The organism is Polaromonas sp. P2_G11 (assembly GCF_056403595.1).
In genome coordinates, this window is the sequence record NZ_JBFUFE010000003.1 from 618,186 (window position 1) to 634,103 (window position 15,918).

Here is a 15,918-nt window from a genome sequence, read left to right on the forward strand (position 1 = left end):
AAAGTTCAGGTGGCTAGTTTGGAGAGGTCAGCCACCCGGTTCATCGATTGATGCAGGGTTGCGAGCAGCCCGAGCCGGTTGGCGCGCAGCGCCGGGTCTTCGGCGTTGACCATCACGCCGTCGAAGAATGCATCGACCGGCGCCTTCAGGGCGGCCAACGCCTGCAGCGAGGCCGCGTAGTCGCCAGCGGCGAAAGTGGCTTCGGCTTTGGGCCCCACGGTCTTCAATGCATCCGCGAGGGATTTCTCGGCGGCTTCCAGCAGCAGCTCAGGTTTGACGGCAGCTTCGACCGTGCCTTCAGCCTTCTTCAGGATGTTGCCGACGCGCTTGTTGGCCGCAGCGAGAGCCGGTGCTTCGGGCAGCGCGGCAAAGGCACGCACGGCCGCCAGGCGTTTGGCCACATCGCCCAGGCGCTGGGGTTTGAGGGCCAGCACGGCATCGACTTCTTGCGCGCTGTAGCCCTGCTCACGCAGGGAGCCGGCGAGGCGGTCGTAGATAAAGTCGACCAATGCCAAGGAGGCATCCTGAATCTTGTCACCGAACACCGGTTGCGCGCCCTGTACCAGTTCCAGCAGGCCCAAAGGCAGGTCTTTCTCGACCAGCATGCGGATCACGCCCAGCGCATGGCGGCGCAGCGCGAACGGGTCCTTGTCGCCGGTCGGCAGATTGCCGATGCCGAACATCCCAACCAGCGTTTCCAGCTTGTCGGCCAGCGCGACGATGACGCCAACAGTGTTGCGTGGCAGTTCGTCGCCGGCAAAGCGCGGCTTGTAGTGGTCTTCAATGGCGTCGGCCACATCGGTGTTGAGGCCGTCGTTGAGCGCGTAGTAACGGCCCATGGTGCCCTGCAGTTCGGGAAACTCTCCCACCATGTCGGTCACCAGGTCGGTCTTGGCCAGCTCGGCGGCGCGCTGCACATCGGCCACATTGGCGTTCAGGCGATTGGCGATCGCCTCGGCGATGGCGCGTACGCGCTGCGTGCGCTCGCCCTGCGTGCCCAGCTTGTTGTGATACACCACTTTGCCCAGGCCTTCAACGCGCGAAGCCAGCGTTTTCTTGCGGTCCTGGTCGAAGAAAAACTTGGCATCCGCCAGGCGCGGGCGCACGACGCGCTCGTTGCCGCCAATCACGGCGCTGGCATCCGTCGGGCTGATGTTGCTCACCACGAGAAACTTGTTGGTGAGCTTGCCCGACGCATCGAGCAGCGGGAAGTACTTCTGGTTGGCCTTCATCGTGAGGATCAGGCATTCCTGCGGCACGCCCAGAAATTCTTTTTCGAATTCGCAAATCAACACATTGGGGCGCTCGACCAGCGCGGTCACTTCATCCAGCAGCGCGTCGTCTTCAATCGCCCTGGCGCCACCGCCAACTTTGGCTGCGGCTGCAGCAAGCTGCTTGACGATTTCGGCTTTGCGCGCGGCAAAACTGGCGATCACCGCGCCGTCTTTTTGCAGGGTAGCGGCGTAGCTGTCGGCATCCTTGAGCACCACCGGGTCGACGGCCGCTTCAAAGCGGTGGCCGTGCGTGATGTTGCCGGCCTTCAGGCCCAAAGCCTCGATAGCGACCACCGAGCTACCATGCAGCGCGACCAGGCCGTGCGCCGGGCGAACGAATTTCACATCGCTCCAGCCATCGGCCAGCTGATAGGTCATCCGCTTGTCGATAGGAAGTTTGGCAATGGTTTCGAGCAAGGCTTTCTGCAACCCTTCAACCAGCGTAGCTCCCTTGATGACACTGTCGTAAAACAAGGCCTCTGCCTTGCCGTCGGGCGCGCGCTTGAGGCCAGCCACAGCCGATGCATCGGCGCCCAGCGCCTGCAGTTTCTTGAGCAGCGCGGGTGTGGCATTGCCCGAAGCATCCAGTCCCACCGCCACCGGCATGAGTTTTTGCGAAACAGCCTTGTCGACGGCCTGTGCGGCCACCGCCGTGACATGCGCGGCCAGGCGGCGCGGGGAGGCAAATGCCGTGAGGGCCGAATCTGCCGCCGTCAGGCCCTGGGTCTTGAGCTGCTCGAACAGCACGCCGGCAAAGGCATCGCCCAGCTTTTTGAGCGCCTTGGGCGGCAGCTCTTCGACAAACAGTTCAACAAGAAGGTTTTGGGAGGCGTTCATTGGTTTTTTCGGGAATGTCGGAGCGCAAAAATGGCCAGGGCTGCAACCATCAGCGGCAGCCAGATGGTTTGGACTTCATTGAGCAACACGTCGGCGCCGCGTTGCGTGAAGAACCGGGAAAAGGAGACCGGCGACACCTCAACGGGCCGCCAGGGACTGAAAAACCGCTGGTCGGAAAACGGCCAGTAGAGGGGAATGGCCACGCCGCCATTGGTCAGGGTGTCCAGCAGGGGATGCGAGAACGCGCAAAGCGCGATCCACGCATAGCCCTGCCATAGCGCCAGTTTCCAGTGCCGCGCCAGCCACCAGCCGATGAGGCCCACCACGAGCGCAAAGCCCAGGGTGTGGGTAAAGCCGCGATGGCCCCAGATACCGCCGTAATGGATGCCGAGCTTGAAGGCGATGCCGTCAAAGTCGGGAAGGATGGCCGCTACCATGCCCGCCACCAGCATGGAAGGCGGTATCCGCTTGCTGCCCAACGCCACTGCGGCTGCAATGGGGACGGCGATGTGGGAAAAGATGGTGGGCATCGAAGATCAGCTCACCGTTTTGGCGTGGCATCGGCGTAGTGCAACACCGTGGGAAACGGATCGTAAAAATGGTGAAGCAGCTTGCGCCACGCCTGGTAGGGCTCTGACTGGCGGAAACCCACGGTGTGGTCTTCCAGGGTGTTCCAGCGCACCAGCAGCATGTAGTGGTGGTCGTTTTCCAGGCAGCGCTGCAACTCGTGACCATGGTAGCCGCCCATTGACGCGATGATGGCCTGCGCCTGGGCAAAAGCCGCCTCGAAAGCGGACGCTTCGCCGGGCTTGACCTGCAACTGGGCGATTTCCAGAATCATCAGGCGGCCTTCTTCGCCATCTGCTCGACCCACTCGCGCGGTGCCATCGGGAAGCCCAGGCGCTCACGGCTTTCGTAATAGCTTTGCGCCACGGCGCGGGCGAGGTTGCGGATGCGGCCGATATAGGCGGCGCGCTCGGTCACGCTGATGGCGCCGCGGGCGTCCAGCAGGTTAAAGCTGTGGGCAGCTTTCAGCACCTGCTCATAGGCCGGCAGGGCCAGCTGCACGTCGATCAGGTGTTTGGCCTGCTTTTCATGCGCCGTGAAAGCGGTGAACAGGAAATCGGCGTCGCTGTGCTCGAAGTTGTAGGTGGACTGCTCGACTTCGTTTTGTTTGTAGACGTCGCCGTAGCTCAGCTTCGAGCCATCAGGCCCTTCGGTCCAGGTCAGGTTGTAGACGTTGTCCACGCCTTGCAAATACATGGCCAGGCGCTCCAAGCCGTAGGTGATTTCGCCGGTGGCGGGTTTGCAGTCGATGCCGCCGACCTGCTGGAAGTAGGTGAACTGCGTGACTTCCATGCCATTGAGCCAGACTTCCCAGCCCAGGCCCCAGGCGCCCAGCGTCGGGTTTTCCCAATCGTCTTCGACAAAACGGATGTCGTTTTTCTTCAGGTCAAAGCCCAGCGCTTCCAGCGAACCGAGGTAGAGCTCGAGGATGTTGGCCGGTGCCGGCTTGAGCACGACCTGGTACTGGTAGTAGTGCTGCAAGCGATTGGGGTTCTCGCCGTAGCGGCCGTCCTTGGGTCGGCGGCTGGGCTGCACATAGGCGGCTTTCCAGGGCTCGGGGCCCAGCGCGCGCAGAAACGTCGCGGTGTGCGAAGTGCCTGCGCCGACTTCCATGTCGTAGGGCTGCAGCAGCGCGCAACCCTGGTCAGCCCAATAGGACTGCAGCTTCAAAATAATTTGCTGGAAAGTAAGCATAAGAGTGGAGTTTTGCCAAACGCGGGGCACCTGGATTGCAGGCCCGGGGAGCGGCGCCTCAGGTGGCGGCCGCCAAGCCGGTCATTTTACGCGGCGGCGCGCGGGCGCCTTGGTGGGCGGCATCTGGGTGGGCGGCACATACCAGCCGGGCCCGGTCTTGAAGGCCTCCACCAGGAAATCCACCATCACACGGACCTTGGCGCTCAAGTGCCGCCGGCTGGGGTACACCGCCAGCACGTCGATTTCAGGCATGCGGTAGCCCGGCAGCAAGGGCACCAGCCGGCCTTCGCGCAGGTCTTCCCCAACCAGGAAAGCCGGCTGCCAGATGATGCCCAGCCCGGCCACGGCCGCTTCGCGGGCGGTATCGCCGTTGTTGGCGTGCATGATGTAGTTGACCTTGACCGCGTGCGGGCGGCCCTCGTTGTCGGTGAAATGCCATTCGTTGGCGGTGGCGGCATAGGTGTAGCCCAGGCAGCTGTGGCCCGCGAGGTCGGCGGGCACAACCGGGCGGCCGTGCTTTTTCAGGTAGGCCGGCGCGGCACAGAGGATGTTGCAGGAAGTCGCCAGCTTGCGGGCTGCATGGGTGGCCGGCCCCGTGCGCGAGATGCGTATGGCGAGGTCGTAGCCTTCTTCCACGATGTCCACCACGCGGTCACTGAGGGCAATGTCGAGCTCCACCTCCGGATAGCTTTGCATGAAGCGCGGCCACAACGGCGCCAGGTGCCGGATGCCAAAGCTCACAGGCGCATTGATGCGCAGGCGCCCGCGCGGCTGCAGGGTTGCCGACGAGGCCAGCGCCTCCGCGTCGGCAACCTCTTCAAGAATCGACTTGCTGCGCTCATACAGCGCTTCGCCGCTTTCGGTGAGCGAGAGCTTGCGGGAGCTGCGGTTGAGCAGGCGCGTGCCGAGGTGGGCTTCCAGCTCATTGATATAGCGGGTGACGTTGGCCGGCGAGGTGTCCAGCGCATCGGCCGCACGCGTGAAACTGCCGCGGCCCACCACGGTGACAAACATCTCAAACGCACGCAGCCGGTCCATTTCAACCCCCATCATTCATAAAAGATGAATGATTAAATCAGTTTTACGGCCTTCCTCCAATAGAAGATGAAACTTACATTGGACTCATCGGCAGGCAGGAAGCCCACCGAACCAGGAACCCCAACCAAGACAAAGGAAATCGACATGACCACGCAAACCACTTCATTCACACCCCGCTTCGCCAACAAGACCGTGCTGGTCACGGGTGGCAACAGCGGCATCGGCCTGGCCACCGCCTTGCAATTCGCCGGGCAAGGCGCGCGGGTCGTCATCACCGGCCGGGACCAGGTGTCACTGGACCAAGCCAAAACCCAACTGGGCACAGGCGCCATCGCCCTGCGCAACGACGCAGGGGCCAGCGGCTCGGCCAAGGCACTGGCCAGCGCATTGGCCGCCGAAGGCGTCACGCTGGACGCCGTGTTCATCAATGCCGGCCTGGCCAAGTTCGCCCCGCTGGAAAGCGTAGACGAAGCACTCTGGGACGACACCTTCAACGTCAACGTGAAAGGCGCATTCTTTGCGATCCAGGCGCTGTCGCCGCTGCTGAACACGGGCGCCGCCATCATCCTGAACGGATCGATCAATGCCCACATCGGCATGCCCAACTCCAGCGTTTACGCCGCCAGCAAGGCCGCGTTGATTTCGCTGGCAAAAACGCTGTCGGGTGAGCTGGTGGCGCGTGGCATCCGCGTCAATGTGGTGAGCCCCGGCCCGGTTACGACGCCGCTGTACGGCAAGCTTGGCGTGCCTGCAGACCAGCTCGATGCGCTGGCCGCCGGCATCCAGGCGCAAGTGCCGCTGAAACGCTTCGGCACGCCCGACGAAGTGGCCAGCGCCGTGGTGTATTTGTCATCGCCTGATGCGGCTTTTATTGTCGGCACCGAGCTGATCGTCGACGGCGGCATGAGCCAGCTGTAAGCACTTCCCGCGCTCGCCGCGCAAACAAAAGAGGGCGATGCCGTTGCCGGCATCGCCCTCCTTTTTTGGTTGCGCAAAAACTCAGTATTGCCAGAAGATGCGCTGCAGTTCCTTGCTGTCAATGTTCTTGGTCAAGGCCACGGCGGCCAGGATGCGGGCCTTTTGCGGGTTCAGGTCATGCGCGACCACCCAGTCGTACTTGTCGTCAGGCTGCTCGGCGTTGCGCAGCACAAAGCCTTCGGGCACACGCGAGGAGCGCACGACCTGGATGCCTTTGGCGCGAACTTCCTGCAGCGCAGGAACCACACGGTCGGCCACGGAGCCGTTGCCGGTGCCGCCGTGGATCAGGGCCTTGATACCAGTCTTGCCGACAGAGTCCACCGCAGAGCGCGGCACGTTGCCGTAGCCATAGACGATATCTACCGGCGCCAGCGCCTCGAATTCGTCAATGTTGAATTCGGACTGCGCGGTGTGGCGCTTCACGGGCGCGCGGAACCAGTAATTCTGGCCTTCCACCACCATGCCCAGCGGGCCCCACTGGCTCTTGAAGGCCTCGGTCTTGATGTTGATGGTTTTGGTGACATCACGGCCGCTCTGGAGTTCGTCGTTCATCGTGACCAGCACGCCTTTGCCGGCGGCATCCTTGCTGGCGGCCACGCTGACGGCGTTAAACAGGTTGAGCGCACCATCGGCCGACAGCGCCGTACCCGGGCGCATGGAGCCGACCACCACGATGGGCTTGCTGGTGCGGATCACGAGATTCAGGAAGTAGGCGGTTTCTTCCAGGGTGTCGGTACCGTGGGTCACCACGATGCCGTCCACGTCGGACTGCTTGACCAGCGCCGAGATGCGCTTGCCCAATTTCACCAGGTTGTCGTTAGTGAAACTTTCGGAAGCAATTTGCGAGACCTGCTCGCCCTTGACGTTGGCCACGTTGGCCAATTCCGGCAAACCGGCCAGCAACTTGTCGACCGGCACCTTGGCGGCAGCGTAGGTCGCGCTGTTCAGGGCCGAAGCGCCGGCGCCGGCAATGGTGCCGCCGGTGGCCAGGATCACGACATTGGGTTTGGCGGCGGTTTGCGCCAGCGCGGGCGCGCCGAGCGTGGTAAACGCCACCAGGCCAAGCGCGGCGCCCATGTGACGAAATGTTGAGGTTATTTGCATGTATGTCTCCAAGGAAATGGAATTTGTCTGATTTTTTGCGCACAGCGAGCAAAACAAGCGGTTTCACCTGCCTGTGCGGCGATTTCCCTGGCCTTGCGGCCAAAGGTGGCTCATCGTAGCGACGCTGGCAGCCCCCAGCGATGCATAATGTAACGAGGGGTATGACTAAAACTCACACCCTTCAGCAGCATGGCCCCATGCGTCTCCGGCGACCCGGCAGCGACATACCCGCAGCGACATGAACCTCAGGCAACTTGAAGTCTTCCAGGCGGTGATGCAGACCGGCAACATGAGCGCCGCGGCGCGGCTGATCTGCATCACGCCCTCGGCCGTCAGCAAGACGATTGCGCACACGGAATTGCAACTGGGCTACAAACTTTTTACCCGCGGCAAGGGCACGCTGGCCCCCACGCCCGAAGCGCGCGTGCTGTTTGAAGAATCCTCGCAAATCCACCAGAAGCTGGACGGGCTCAAGCGCATTGCCGTCAACCTGCGGCAGTCGGCCGGCGGCCAGGTACGGCTTGCGGCCATTCCGTCCGTCAGCCATGAGTTTCTCCCGCTGGTGCTGGAAAGGCACATGGCGCGCTACCCGCGCGTTCGCGTCGAGGTGCGCACCCTGCACCAGGACCAGATGGTGCAGGCACTGTTGACGCGCAGCGTGGACTTTGCCCTTGGTTTTTATGAACACCCGCACCCGTTGTTGACCAGTTCGACGCTGGTGAGCGGCCCGCTCTACCTGGCCGTCACGCGCGACATCTGGCAGCGGGCCGTGAAGGCCAGGCGCCAGAACCCGATGTCTTTCCTGGCCAGCATGCCGCTGATACGGCTGGTGGGTGAGGATCCGATGTGCCAGTCGATCGACGACCTGGCGCGCCACCTGGGCCTGACCGCCCCCGAAGGTTTGCAGGTGCACACCTCGCGGCTGGCGCTGGAGCTGGTCAAGCGCGGCATGGGCTGGACAGTGGTGGACTTCCTGACGGCCAGCAACCTGGACCCGCAATCATTGACAGCGGTGCCGCTGCATGACTTTGCCCAGGCACCGCTCCAGATGTATTTTGCGAGCAGCACACCACCGGGGCAGGATGCGCTGCGCATGCTGGAGATGCTGCCAGAACTTTTACACGGCGTGATGGCCGCAACGTACTAAGCACACCCGACTCATCGCAGCCCCCAAACCAGCAGGGGCCGCGGAACTGGCTTTGCCAGGCCGCAGGCGCCGCCCCTGGAAGGGGGAAGGCGCTACACGCAGTGAGCGTCCGACGGGGTGGGCCAGTCTAGCGACGGCGACGGAACGCCCCAGCCAGGACCGCAACGCCCAGCCCCAGCCCCCACAGCGGCCACAGGCCGTAGCGGGACACCCAGTGGGCATACGGCGTGATGCCGTTGCGGCCCTGGACGTCGCCGTTCAGCACGCCGCGGGTGTGGCGCTCCAGCGAATGCGTGACTTTGCCCTGATGGTCGATGATGACCGTGGCACCGGTGTTGGTGGCGCGGATCATCGGTCGGCTGAATTCCAGCGCGCGCATGCGCGAAATTTGCAGGTGCTGGTCAATCGCCACGGTGTTGCCGAACCAGGCGATGTTGCTGACATTGACAAAGATGGTCGGGGCGAGCGCAGGATCGATGAAGCGTGTGCCCAGCTCTTCGCCAAAAAGATCTTCGTAGCAGATGTTGGGCGCCAGCCGCTGGCCTTTCCATTCGAAGGAAGCCTGCCCGACCGCACCCCGGTTGAAGTCGCCCAGCGGGATGTGCATCATGTCGATAAACCACCTGAAACCCGTCGGTATGAACTCGCCGAACGGCACCAGATGATGCTTGTCGAAACGGTATGGCTCTGCTTGCCCGGGCTTGAAGCCCAGCACAGAGTTGGCGTACCCGGCCTGGGAGCTGCCAATCGGCAGGCCGATCAATGCCGCCTGGTTGCCGGCGGCAAACCTTGCCTGCAGCGCTTGCCAGTAGCCTTCCGGCAATTGCTGTGGCAGCACGGGGATGGCGGTTTCAGGCGCCACCACCAGCGGCGCTTTCGCATCGCGCAGCTGCTGGCCGTACCAGCGCAGCGCCGTGGCCACACCTGTGCCGGGCTGGAATTTTTCGTTCTGGGGAATGTTGCCCTGCAGCAGCGAGACACCCAGCGGCTCGGCGGGCTGGACCGGGGTATCGCCGGGCCAGGCGCTTTGCACCGGCAGATAACCCGCCACTATGCAGACAACCAGGATGCCGGTCACGTTCAGCCATTGCACATGGGATGAGCGCAGGGTCATCGCCAGCCATGCTGCAACCAGCGCGGCCAGGAAAGTCAGCCCATGCACGCCCACCCACGCGGCCAGCGGCCTGGCCCAGCCGTCGACGTGGGCATAACCGCCCTCGCCCCAGGGAAAGCCGGTAAAGAATTCGACCCGGGCCAGCTCTGCCAGCAGCCAGAGGGCTGCAAACACCGTGGCACGTGGCAGCCTGCGCCTGGGCGCCAGCTTCACGAAAAATGCGCAGGCCGCTGCGTAGTAGAGCCCCAGAAAGGCGGCGAGCAGCACGATGGCCAGTACGGTCAGGGGCGCTGCCAGCCCGCCGTAGTAGTGCATGGAAATGAACAGCCACCAGAAGGTGCTGCACAACATCGCCGTGCCGAAAAGACCGCCCATCCAGGCGGCGCGCTTCCAGGAGCGGCAGCTGTCAAGTTGCGCGGCAAACAGGAAAAGCGCCAGCAGTTGCAGCCACCACAGCGGCTGGCCCTGTGCAAAACCAAAATCAAAAGGCCAGGCCATGCTTGCTGCATGGGTGCAACCAGCTATCAAAATAATAGCAATCTGGAACGGCGAAATGCCTTTGCGCGGCGGCGGGTTGCGCGCGTGCTCAAGCAACGCAGGCAAGGTGGGGAGATGGGACATCATGCTTTGAATCGAATCCCGTCCCATAGTCAGCCCGCCCTTTTTTTCGTGAATTCGTTGTCAGACGCCGGCGTTGACCGGCGACACCTTGAACCAGCGCACAGCCCCACCTTTGGTGTGCAGTACGGTGAACTGCAGGCCGGCCAGCGCGTAATGCTCGCCGCGCTTGGGAACATGGCCCATCTCATGCGCCACCAGCCCCCCGATCGTATCGAAGTCGGTTTCGGGCAGCGTCACACCAAAAGCTTCGTTGACACGCTCGATGGAGGTGTCGCCGCTGACGCGGTAGGTATGGTCGCTGAGGCCGAAGATGTCGCCCTCGTCTTCGGCAATGTCGAATTCGTCCTCGATCTCGCCGACGATCTGCTCGAGCACATCTTCAATGGTGATGAGGCCGGCCACGCGGCCGAATTCGTCAATGACGATGGCAAGGTGGTTGCGGTTGCCGCGGAATTCACGCAGCAGGTCGTTCAGCCCCTTGCTCTCCGGCACAAAGACGGCGGGCCGGAGCAGGGCCTTGATGTTGAGTTCGGGCGCGCGCTGCAGCTTGAGCAGATCCTTGGCCATCAGGATGCCGAGGATGTTTTCCTTTTCGCCTTCGTAGACGGGAAAGCGCGAGTGGGCGGTGTCGATCACCAGGTGCAGCAGTTCGTCGAACGGCGCGTCGATGTTGATCACGTCCATGCGCGGGGCTGCCACCATGACATCGCCCGCCGTCATGTCGGCCATGCGGATGACCCCCTCGAGCATCTCGCGGCTCTGGGCTCCGATGACGTCATTGTCCTGGGCTTCCACCAGGGTCTCGATCAACTCGTCCTTCGAGTCGGGGCCTGGGTGGAGCATTTCAGCGAGCTTCTGCAAAAAGCCGCGTTTGTCTTCTGGCCTGGAAGACCGACTGGGGGGAACGTCGGACACGTGATGGGCGGTCGGTAGTTGTGAAGGGGCTAAGGATAGCTGAAATCCTTGACGGTGCGCAGGCGTAATTGGCCGCCGCGTGCCGAAGCGGTTGGCTTTTGTATTTCCTGTTTGGGTTTGTGTCCATTCAGGGACACGTGGCGGAGGTTTGGATGATTTTTGGCGCGTAGCCAATGGAAATGAGCGCGAGCAGCTATTGAATTGATAGCGCCAAGCACGTCTTACGGCACCTGCTGCCTGGGTTGAGCCGGCACGCAGCCGGCTCTTGCGCCGACCCCGCGCGGGCCCCAGGCTGAAGCCATCACATCGGCATGCGGTCCCGTCCATCACGCACGCCCTGCCGCACTTCCTGAACCATCGCCAGCAGGTCCCAGAACTGCTTGGCCTGAACCTTGAGGCGGTAGTCGGTCTGGGCGATCTGCTCTTCGACCATTTCGGTCATGCGCGAGTCCAGGTCGGCCGGCGGCAGCTTCAGGTAGGCCTCGCTTTCAGAGCCGTCGCGTTCGATCGTGGCGCCGGCCTTGCGTGCGATGTTGAGCATGGCGGTGTTTTCGCTCAGCGCGTGGATGAACATCATGTCGACACCGTTGTTTCGGGCGTGCATGACGGCGCGGTCAAAAAGACGCGAGCCGTAGCCGCGGCCACGCGCCTGGGCCAATACAGACACGCCGAACTCGGCGCAGCTTTTCAGGTTGGGGTCGGTGGTATGCGCCAGGTGGGCCATGGCGATCAGTTCGAGCTTGCGGTTGTAAATACCGAAAATCTCGTCGCGCTCGAAGTTGAGCCCGTCCACATAGCGGTGAATCTGCTCATCGTTGGCCGAATAGCCAAAGCGCAGGTAACGGTCGTGGGGGCTCAGGGCCAGCAAATGGGTGGCGATGCGTTCCCCGTGGCTGGGGCCGATCGAGCGGATGGGAACCATGACGGGCTGGACGTGACGCGCTGGAGGTGCCGCGGAGGCGCGCTCTTCCACGGGAGGCCGGAAGAATTCCTTGCCTGCGTTATAGGATGCTCTTAAAAGGGTGCTGGGTGTAACCATGATCTCAATATAAGGGTTTTCCCTAGAATCAACAGTCTAGGGGCTTCTGAATCAGCGTCAATAGAGGGTCGCTTCAAAAAAACACCCTTATGTGGATTTTTCCCAATAAATACGGGCGCAGGCGGCTATTAAAAATATAGCAAACTGACACTTTCAGTTGCTCCGGCGCGTGGATTGTTGTGATACGGCAACACTTTTCGCGCACATCCGGGCAAGTCAGGCACATGGAAATGCCGGTTCCCCGGCTTCGCCCCCGGTTCAGCTCACAAAGGAACGGCCGTCGTCGCCTTGACCCGGTCCAGCACAAAACTCGTTTTGCAGTCCTGCACGCTGGGATGTTTGAGCAGGGTGTCCATGATGAAACGGCTGTAATGCGCCATGTCCTGCACCAGCACGCGCAGCAGGTAGTCCATCTCACCAGTCAGCGCTGCGCACTCGGCTACTTCAGGCCAGGTCTGCACGCTGGCCCGGAACAGGTCCATGGGGTTGCGCTTGTGGCTTTCGGTGTGCTTTTCCAGCCGTACGTTGATGTAAGCCGTGAGCCCCAGCCCCACAGCCTCGGGCTTGACGAGCGCCACATAGCGGTCGATGACGCCGCTTTCTTCAAGCCGCTTCACGCGCCGCAGAACCGCACTGGGTGAAAGCCCCACCTGCTCGGCGAGCAGATCGAAGGTAGCGCGACCATCGGCCTGCAGGCTGCGCAAAATGTGCCGATCAAGCTTGTCAAGTGCTTCCATGCGGATTATTTTGCAGTTTTACTGCGCCAATAGCAATACAAACGCCCCATTTCGCAGTAAAACTGACCGCCAGCGCCGCTAAAGTTACTTTATACGCACACCTATCTGGAGACACGCATGAATGCACGCGACGACACCGCCCTGAACTTTGAACAGGGCGCGGCCTGGGACAACCCCATGGGCACCGACGGTTTTGAGTTCATTGAATATGCGGCACCCGACCCTGTCGCCATGGGTGCGTTGTTCGAGCGCATGGGCTTCACGCCGATTGCCAAACACCGCCACAAGAATGTCACGCTGTACCGCCAGGGCGGCATCAACTTCATCCTCAATGCTGAGCCCGACTCGTTTGCCCAGCGCTTTGCGCGCCAGCACGGCCCCAGCGTCTGCGCCATCGCTTTTCGCGTGCAGGACGCCAAGGCCGCCTATGAACGCGCAATCTCACTGGGCGCCTGGGGGTATGCCCACACATCGGCGCCTGGTGAGCTGAACATTCCGGCCATCAAGGGTATTGGCGATTCGATCATCTACTTCATCGACAAATGGCGCGGCAAGAACGGCGCGCAACCCGGCGACATCGGCAACATCGGCTTTTACGACGTGGACTTTGAAGCCTTGCCCGGCGTGCAGGGTGACGCGCTGAACCCCGCCGGCCACGGCCTGACGTATATCGACCACCTGACGCACAACGTGCACCGCGGCCGCATGGACGAATGGGCCGGCTTTTACGAACGGCTCTTCAATTTCCGCGAAATCCGCTACTTCGACATCGAAGGCCAGGTCACCGGCGTGAAGAGCAAGGCCATGACCAGCCCCTGCGGCAAGATCCGCATCCCGATCAACGAAGAGGGCAACGAAAAAGCCGGCCAGATTCAGGAGTACCTGGACCGCTACCAGGGCGAAGGCATCCAGCACATCGCCATGGGCAGCAACGACCTGTTCACTACGGTGGATGCATTGCGCAGCAGCGGCGTGAAGCTGCTGGACACGATCGACACCTATTACGAGCTGGTCGACAAACGCATCCCCGGACACGGCGAGAGCGTGGCCGATTTGAAGAAGCGCAAGATCCTGGTGGATGGAAAAAAGGGCGCGTTGCTGCTGCAGATCTTCAGTGAAAACCAGCTCGGCCCGATCTTCTTCGAGTTCATCCAGCGCAAGGGCGACGACGGTTTCGGCGAAGGCAATTTCAAGGCGCTGTTTGAAAGCATCGAGCTGGACCAGATGCGCCGCGGGGTTTTGTCGGGCGCCAAGGCAAGCGCACAATAAAGTTTTTCCATCCCCCAACCTCACGGAGATTGCCATGTCACTTTGCCCGCAACTGCCCCATCGCCTGGCCGCATTGGGTGTCGCCACCGCTGCATTTTTTGCGGTGACGGGGGCATATGCCCAGACGGCGGTCAGCGTCGCTCCGGCCTCCAGCCTGGACAGCGTGCAAAAAGCCGGCGTGCTGCGCATCTGCACGCCGGGCGACTACAAGCCCTTCAGCTTCCAGAAGCCCGACGGCACGTTTGAAGGTATCGACGTGGACCTGATGGCCTCCCTCACGGCCAGCCTGGGTGTGAAGCCTGAGTGGGTCAAGACCAGCTGGTCCAACCTGATGCCCGACATGGCGGGCGGCAAATGCGACATGGCTGTTGGCGGCATCTCGGTAACCACCGAGCGGCAAAAGCGCGCCTTCTTCAGCACGCCCTACATGGTCAACGGCAAGACGCCAATTGCGCGCTGCGCCGATGTGGCCAAATACCAGACCGTGGCCGACATCGACAAGCCCGCCACGCGCGTCATCTTCAATCCGGGCGGCAGCAACGAGCGTTTTGCCCGCGCCAACTTCAAGCAGGCGCAGATGCGGCTCAACCCCGAGAACCTGACGATCTTTGACGAAATCCTGGCCAACCGCGCCGATGTCTTCGTCACCGAATCGGCCGAGGCGATCACCCAGCAGAGGCTGAAGCCGGGCCTGTGCGCGATCAACCCCGACAAACCGCTGCAGTACGGCGAAATGGCTTACCTGTTGCCGCGCGGGGACGTGACGTTCAAAGCTTACGTGGACCAGTGGCTGCACCTGGCCAAAGCCAGCGGTGACTACCAGCGCGTGGAGAGCCAATGGCTGAAGTAGAGAGCAACACGCCACCGCCGGCAGTCTACGGCCAGTCTGACCGCCCGCCGCGGGGTGACTACGCACGTGGCGGCCAGGTCAATGCGGACTACACCTGCCCCCAAAACTACGCGGCCTATACCGCGCAAGACCACGACACCTACCGGCGCCTCTACACGCGGCAGACGGCGCTTCTGGCGGGCCGGGCCTGCAGCGCATTTATCAAAGCCCTGCCCAGCCTGGGCGCAAGTGATGCCATCCCGCGGTTTGAAGACGTGAACGAGCGGCTCTTCAAAGCCACTGGCTGGCAGCTGGTGGGTGTGCCGGGGCTGATTCCCGAGGTGCCCTTTTTCACGTTGCTGGCGAATCGCAAGTTTCCGGTGACGGACTGGATACGCACGCCGGCCGAATTCGACTACATCGTCGAGCCCGACATCTTTCACGATTTGTTCGGCCACGTGCCGCTGCTGTTCGACCCGAGCTACGCCGATCACATCCAGACCTATGGCAAGGGCGCGCTGAAAGCGCATGCGTTGGAGCACGGCGCCCAGCCGATTCCCGGCGCGGTCGAAATGCTGTCGCGCCTGTATTGGTACACCATCGAATTTGGCCTGATGCGCGACAAACAAGGCAACGATGAAGTCCGCGCCTACGGCGCCGGCATTCTCAGCAGCCCCGGCGAACTGGCCTGGAGCGTGGAGTCTGCAGAGCCCAGGCGCATCGCGCTGCGGGACAATGCCGACCTGCTGCGCTGCATGTCGTCGACCTACAAGATCGACAGCTTCCAGCAGCAGTATTTTGTGATCGACAGTTTTGAAGCGCTGCTGCGGCTGACGGAGCCGGACTTCACGCCGTTTTACAAGACGCTGGCGCAACAGGCTGCACAGCAAAAGACTCTCAGCCTTGCTTGAGCCGGCCCGGCACTATCTGAGTAAGCCGCCTGACACAGCCCCTGATCACCTGATCAAAAGTGGTCACCGGTGGTTTCTATGATGTGCGGCTAACCAAAAGATTAGACTTGACCGGCATGAGCACGCAGCCGGCTACAGCGGCAGCTTGCATCCTGTCGTGTCGCTGCGAGGCGTTTTCGCACGCGAAGGACCAACAATGCCGCGCCGCCTTGCGGCATCCGACCTACCAGCCCCTAATCTCACAACGCGAGGTTTTTGTGAACTATTGATTGATGTTCACTCCTCTGAATGACCGACAATTCAACACTGATACAACACTGCGAGGCAACAGAGGAGCCCGTAGC

At 62.1% G+C, this 15,918-nt stretch carries 15 protein-coding genes; 5 read left to right on the forward strand and 10 right to left on the reverse strand.

Features of this window, described 5'->3' with window-relative positions; genetic code table 11:
- Window positions 1-5: 5 nt before the first annotated feature.
- The 5 genes from glyS to AC1DWQ_RS13610 all read right to left on the reverse strand — a co-directional run bounded on the left by glyS (window position 6) and on the right by AC1DWQ_RS13610 (window position 4,910).
- Complete coding sequence (glyS, locus tag AC1DWQ_RS13590) at window positions 6-2,111, reverse strand: glycine--tRNA ligase subunit beta (protein WP_477670108.1); 2,106 nt, start codon at window positions 2,109-2,111, stop codon at window positions 6-8.
- A complete protein-coding gene (locus AC1DWQ_RS13595; RefSeq protein WP_477670109.1) occupies window positions 2,108-2,641 on the reverse strand; it encodes a metal-dependent hydrolase in 534 nt (177 codons plus the stop codon). Before AC1DWQ_RS13595 ends, glyS begins: the two co-directional genes overlap by 4 nt.
- Before the next feature lie 11 nt (window positions 2,642-2,652).
- Window positions 2,653-2,952, reverse strand: coding sequence for an antibiotic biosynthesis monooxygenase family protein (locus tag AC1DWQ_RS13600; RefSeq protein WP_477670110.1), 300 nt, complete (start codon window positions 2,950-2,952; stop codon window positions 2,653-2,655).
- Window positions 2,952-3,872, reverse strand: coding sequence for a glycine--tRNA ligase subunit alpha (glyQ, locus tag AC1DWQ_RS13605; protein ID WP_348049382.1), 921 nt, complete (start codon window positions 3,870-3,872; stop codon window positions 2,952-2,954). Before glyQ ends, AC1DWQ_RS13600 begins: the two co-directional genes overlap by 1 nt.
- 81 nt (window positions 3,873-3,953) lie before the next feature.
- Complete coding sequence (locus tag AC1DWQ_RS13610) at window positions 3,954-4,910, reverse strand: LysR family transcriptional regulator (RefSeq protein WP_477670217.1); 957 nt, start codon at window positions 4,908-4,910, stop codon at window positions 3,954-3,956.
- 144 nt (window positions 4,911-5,054) lie between these two features.
- On the opposite strand from AC1DWQ_RS13610, the gene AC1DWQ_RS13615 reads away from it, so the two are divergent.
- Entirely contained in the window at window positions 5,055-5,828 is a 774-nt protein-coding gene (locus AC1DWQ_RS13615) for an SDR family oxidoreductase (protein ID WP_477670111.1), read from the forward strand.
- An 81-nt stretch (window positions 5,829-5,909) separates the two neighbouring features.
- Here AC1DWQ_RS13615 and AC1DWQ_RS13620 read toward each other — a convergent pair whose 3' ends face one another.
- On the reverse strand, window positions 5,910-6,965 hold the full coding sequence (locus tag AC1DWQ_RS13620; RefSeq protein ID WP_477670218.1) for an asparaginase: 1,056 nt from the start codon (window positions 6,963-6,965) through the stop codon (window positions 5,910-5,912).
- Between the two features lie 265 nt (window positions 6,966-7,230).
- Here AC1DWQ_RS13620 and AC1DWQ_RS13625 point away from each other — a divergent pair, with 265 nt between their 5' ends.
- Window positions 7,231-8,139 (forward strand): LysR family transcriptional regulator, encoded by a 909-nt coding sequence (locus tag AC1DWQ_RS13625; RefSeq protein ID WP_477670112.1) that lies wholly within the window; start codon window positions 7,231-7,233, stop codon window positions 8,137-8,139.
- A gap of 127 nt (window positions 8,140-8,266) precedes the next feature.
- Here the strand turns inward: AC1DWQ_RS13625 and lnt are convergent, their stop codons facing one another.
- From lnt to AC1DWQ_RS13645, 4 genes are all read right to left on the reverse strand, one after another.
- A complete protein-coding gene (lnt, locus tag AC1DWQ_RS13630) occupies window positions 8,267-9,877 on the reverse strand; it encodes an apolipoprotein N-acyltransferase (protein ID WP_477670113.1) in 1,611 nt (536 codons plus the stop codon).
- Between the two features lie 57 nt (window positions 9,878-9,934).
- Window positions 9,935-10,717, reverse strand: coding sequence for an HlyC/CorC family transporter (locus AC1DWQ_RS13635; protein WP_477670114.1), 783 nt, complete (start codon window positions 10,715-10,717; stop codon window positions 9,935-9,937).
- A 373-nt stretch (window positions 10,718-11,090) separates the two neighbouring features.
- On the reverse strand, window positions 11,091-11,828 hold the full coding sequence (locus AC1DWQ_RS13640) for a GNAT family N-acetyltransferase (protein WP_457282811.1): 738 nt from the start codon (window positions 11,826-11,828) through the stop codon (window positions 11,091-11,093).
- A 263-nt stretch (window positions 11,829-12,091) separates the two neighbouring features.
- Window positions 12,092-12,565, reverse strand: coding sequence for an Lrp/AsnC family transcriptional regulator (locus AC1DWQ_RS13645; RefSeq protein ID WP_477670115.1), 474 nt, complete (start codon window positions 12,563-12,565; stop codon window positions 12,092-12,094).
- A gap of 117 nt (window positions 12,566-12,682) precedes the next feature.
- Between AC1DWQ_RS13645 and hppD the strand changes: the two genes are divergently transcribed.
- Genes hppD through phhA form a run of 3 tightly spaced genes read left to right on the forward strand, consistent with a single transcriptional unit; the run spans window position 12,683 to window position 15,574 of the window.
- Entirely contained in the window at window positions 12,683-13,834 is a 1,152-nt protein-coding gene (gene hppD / locus AC1DWQ_RS13650) for a 4-hydroxyphenylpyruvate dioxygenase (RefSeq protein WP_477670116.1), read from the forward strand.
- Between the two features lie 34 nt (window positions 13,835-13,868).
- Window positions 13,869-14,684: a transporter substrate-binding domain-containing protein gene (locus AC1DWQ_RS13655; RefSeq protein ID WP_477670117.1), complete on the forward strand. Its 816-nt coding sequence runs from the start codon at window positions 13,869-13,871 to the stop codon at window positions 14,682-14,684.
- Entirely contained in the window at window positions 14,672-15,574 is a 903-nt protein-coding gene (gene phhA / locus AC1DWQ_RS13660) for a phenylalanine 4-monooxygenase (RefSeq protein ID WP_477670118.1), read from the forward strand. Before AC1DWQ_RS13655 ends, phhA begins: the two co-directional genes overlap by 13 nt.
- Window positions 15,575-15,918: the final 344 nt, after the last annotated feature.

Excerpts from the sequence above, each read along its gene's own strand:
- glyS (WP_477670108.1), bottom strand. The coding sequence starts at position 2,111 with ATGAACGCCTCCCAAAACCTTCTTGTTGAACTGTTTGTCGAAGAGCTG.
- AC1DWQ_RS13595 (WP_477670109.1), bottom strand. The coding sequence starts at position 2,641 with ATGCCCACCATCTTTTCCCACATCGCCGTCCCCATTGCAGCCGCAGTG.
- AC1DWQ_RS13600 (WP_477670110.1), bottom strand. The coding sequence starts at position 2,952 with ATGATTCTGGAAATCGCCCAGTTGCAGGTCAAGCCCGGCGAAGCGTCC.
- glyQ (WP_348049382.1), bottom strand. The coding sequence starts at position 3,872 with ATGCTTACTTTCCAGCAAATTATTTTGAAGCTGCAGTCCTATTGGGCT.
- AC1DWQ_RS13610 (WP_477670217.1), bottom strand. The coding sequence starts at position 4,910 with ATGGACCGGCTGCGTGCGTTTGAGATGTTTGTCACCGTGGTGGGCCGC.
- AC1DWQ_RS13615 (WP_477670111.1), top strand. The coding sequence starts at position 5,055 with ATGACCACGCAAACCACTTCATTCACACCCCGCTTCGCCAACAAGACC.
- AC1DWQ_RS13620 (WP_477670218.1), bottom strand. The coding sequence starts at position 6,965 with ATGGGCGCCGCGCTTGGCCTGGTGGCGTTTACCACGCTCGGCGCGCCC.
- AC1DWQ_RS13625 (WP_477670112.1), top strand. The coding sequence starts at position 7,231 with ATGAACCTCAGGCAACTTGAAGTCTTCCAGGCGGTGATGCAGACCGGC.
- lnt (WP_477670113.1), bottom strand. The coding sequence starts at position 9,877 with ATGATGTCCCATCTCCCCACCTTGCCTGCGTTGCTTGAGCACGCGCGC.
- AC1DWQ_RS13635 (WP_477670114.1), bottom strand. The coding sequence starts at position 10,717 with ATGCTCCACCCAGGCCCCGACTCGAAGGACGAGTTGATCGAGACCCTG.
- AC1DWQ_RS13640 (WP_457282811.1), bottom strand. The coding sequence starts at position 11,828 with ATGGTTACACCCAGCACCCTTTTAAGAGCATCCTATAACGCAGGCAAG.
- AC1DWQ_RS13645 (WP_477670115.1), bottom strand. The coding sequence starts at position 12,565 with ATGGAAGCACTTGACAAGCTTGATCGGCACATTTTGCGCAGCCTGCAG.
- hppD (WP_477670116.1), top strand. The coding sequence starts at position 12,683 with ATGAATGCACGCGACGACACCGCCCTGAACTTTGAACAGGGCGCGGCC.
- AC1DWQ_RS13655 (WP_477670117.1), top strand. The coding sequence starts at position 13,869 with ATGTCACTTTGCCCGCAACTGCCCCATCGCCTGGCCGCATTGGGTGTC.
- phhA (WP_477670118.1), top strand. The coding sequence starts at position 14,672 with ATGGCTGAAGTAGAGAGCAACACGCCACCGCCGGCAGTCTACGGCCAG.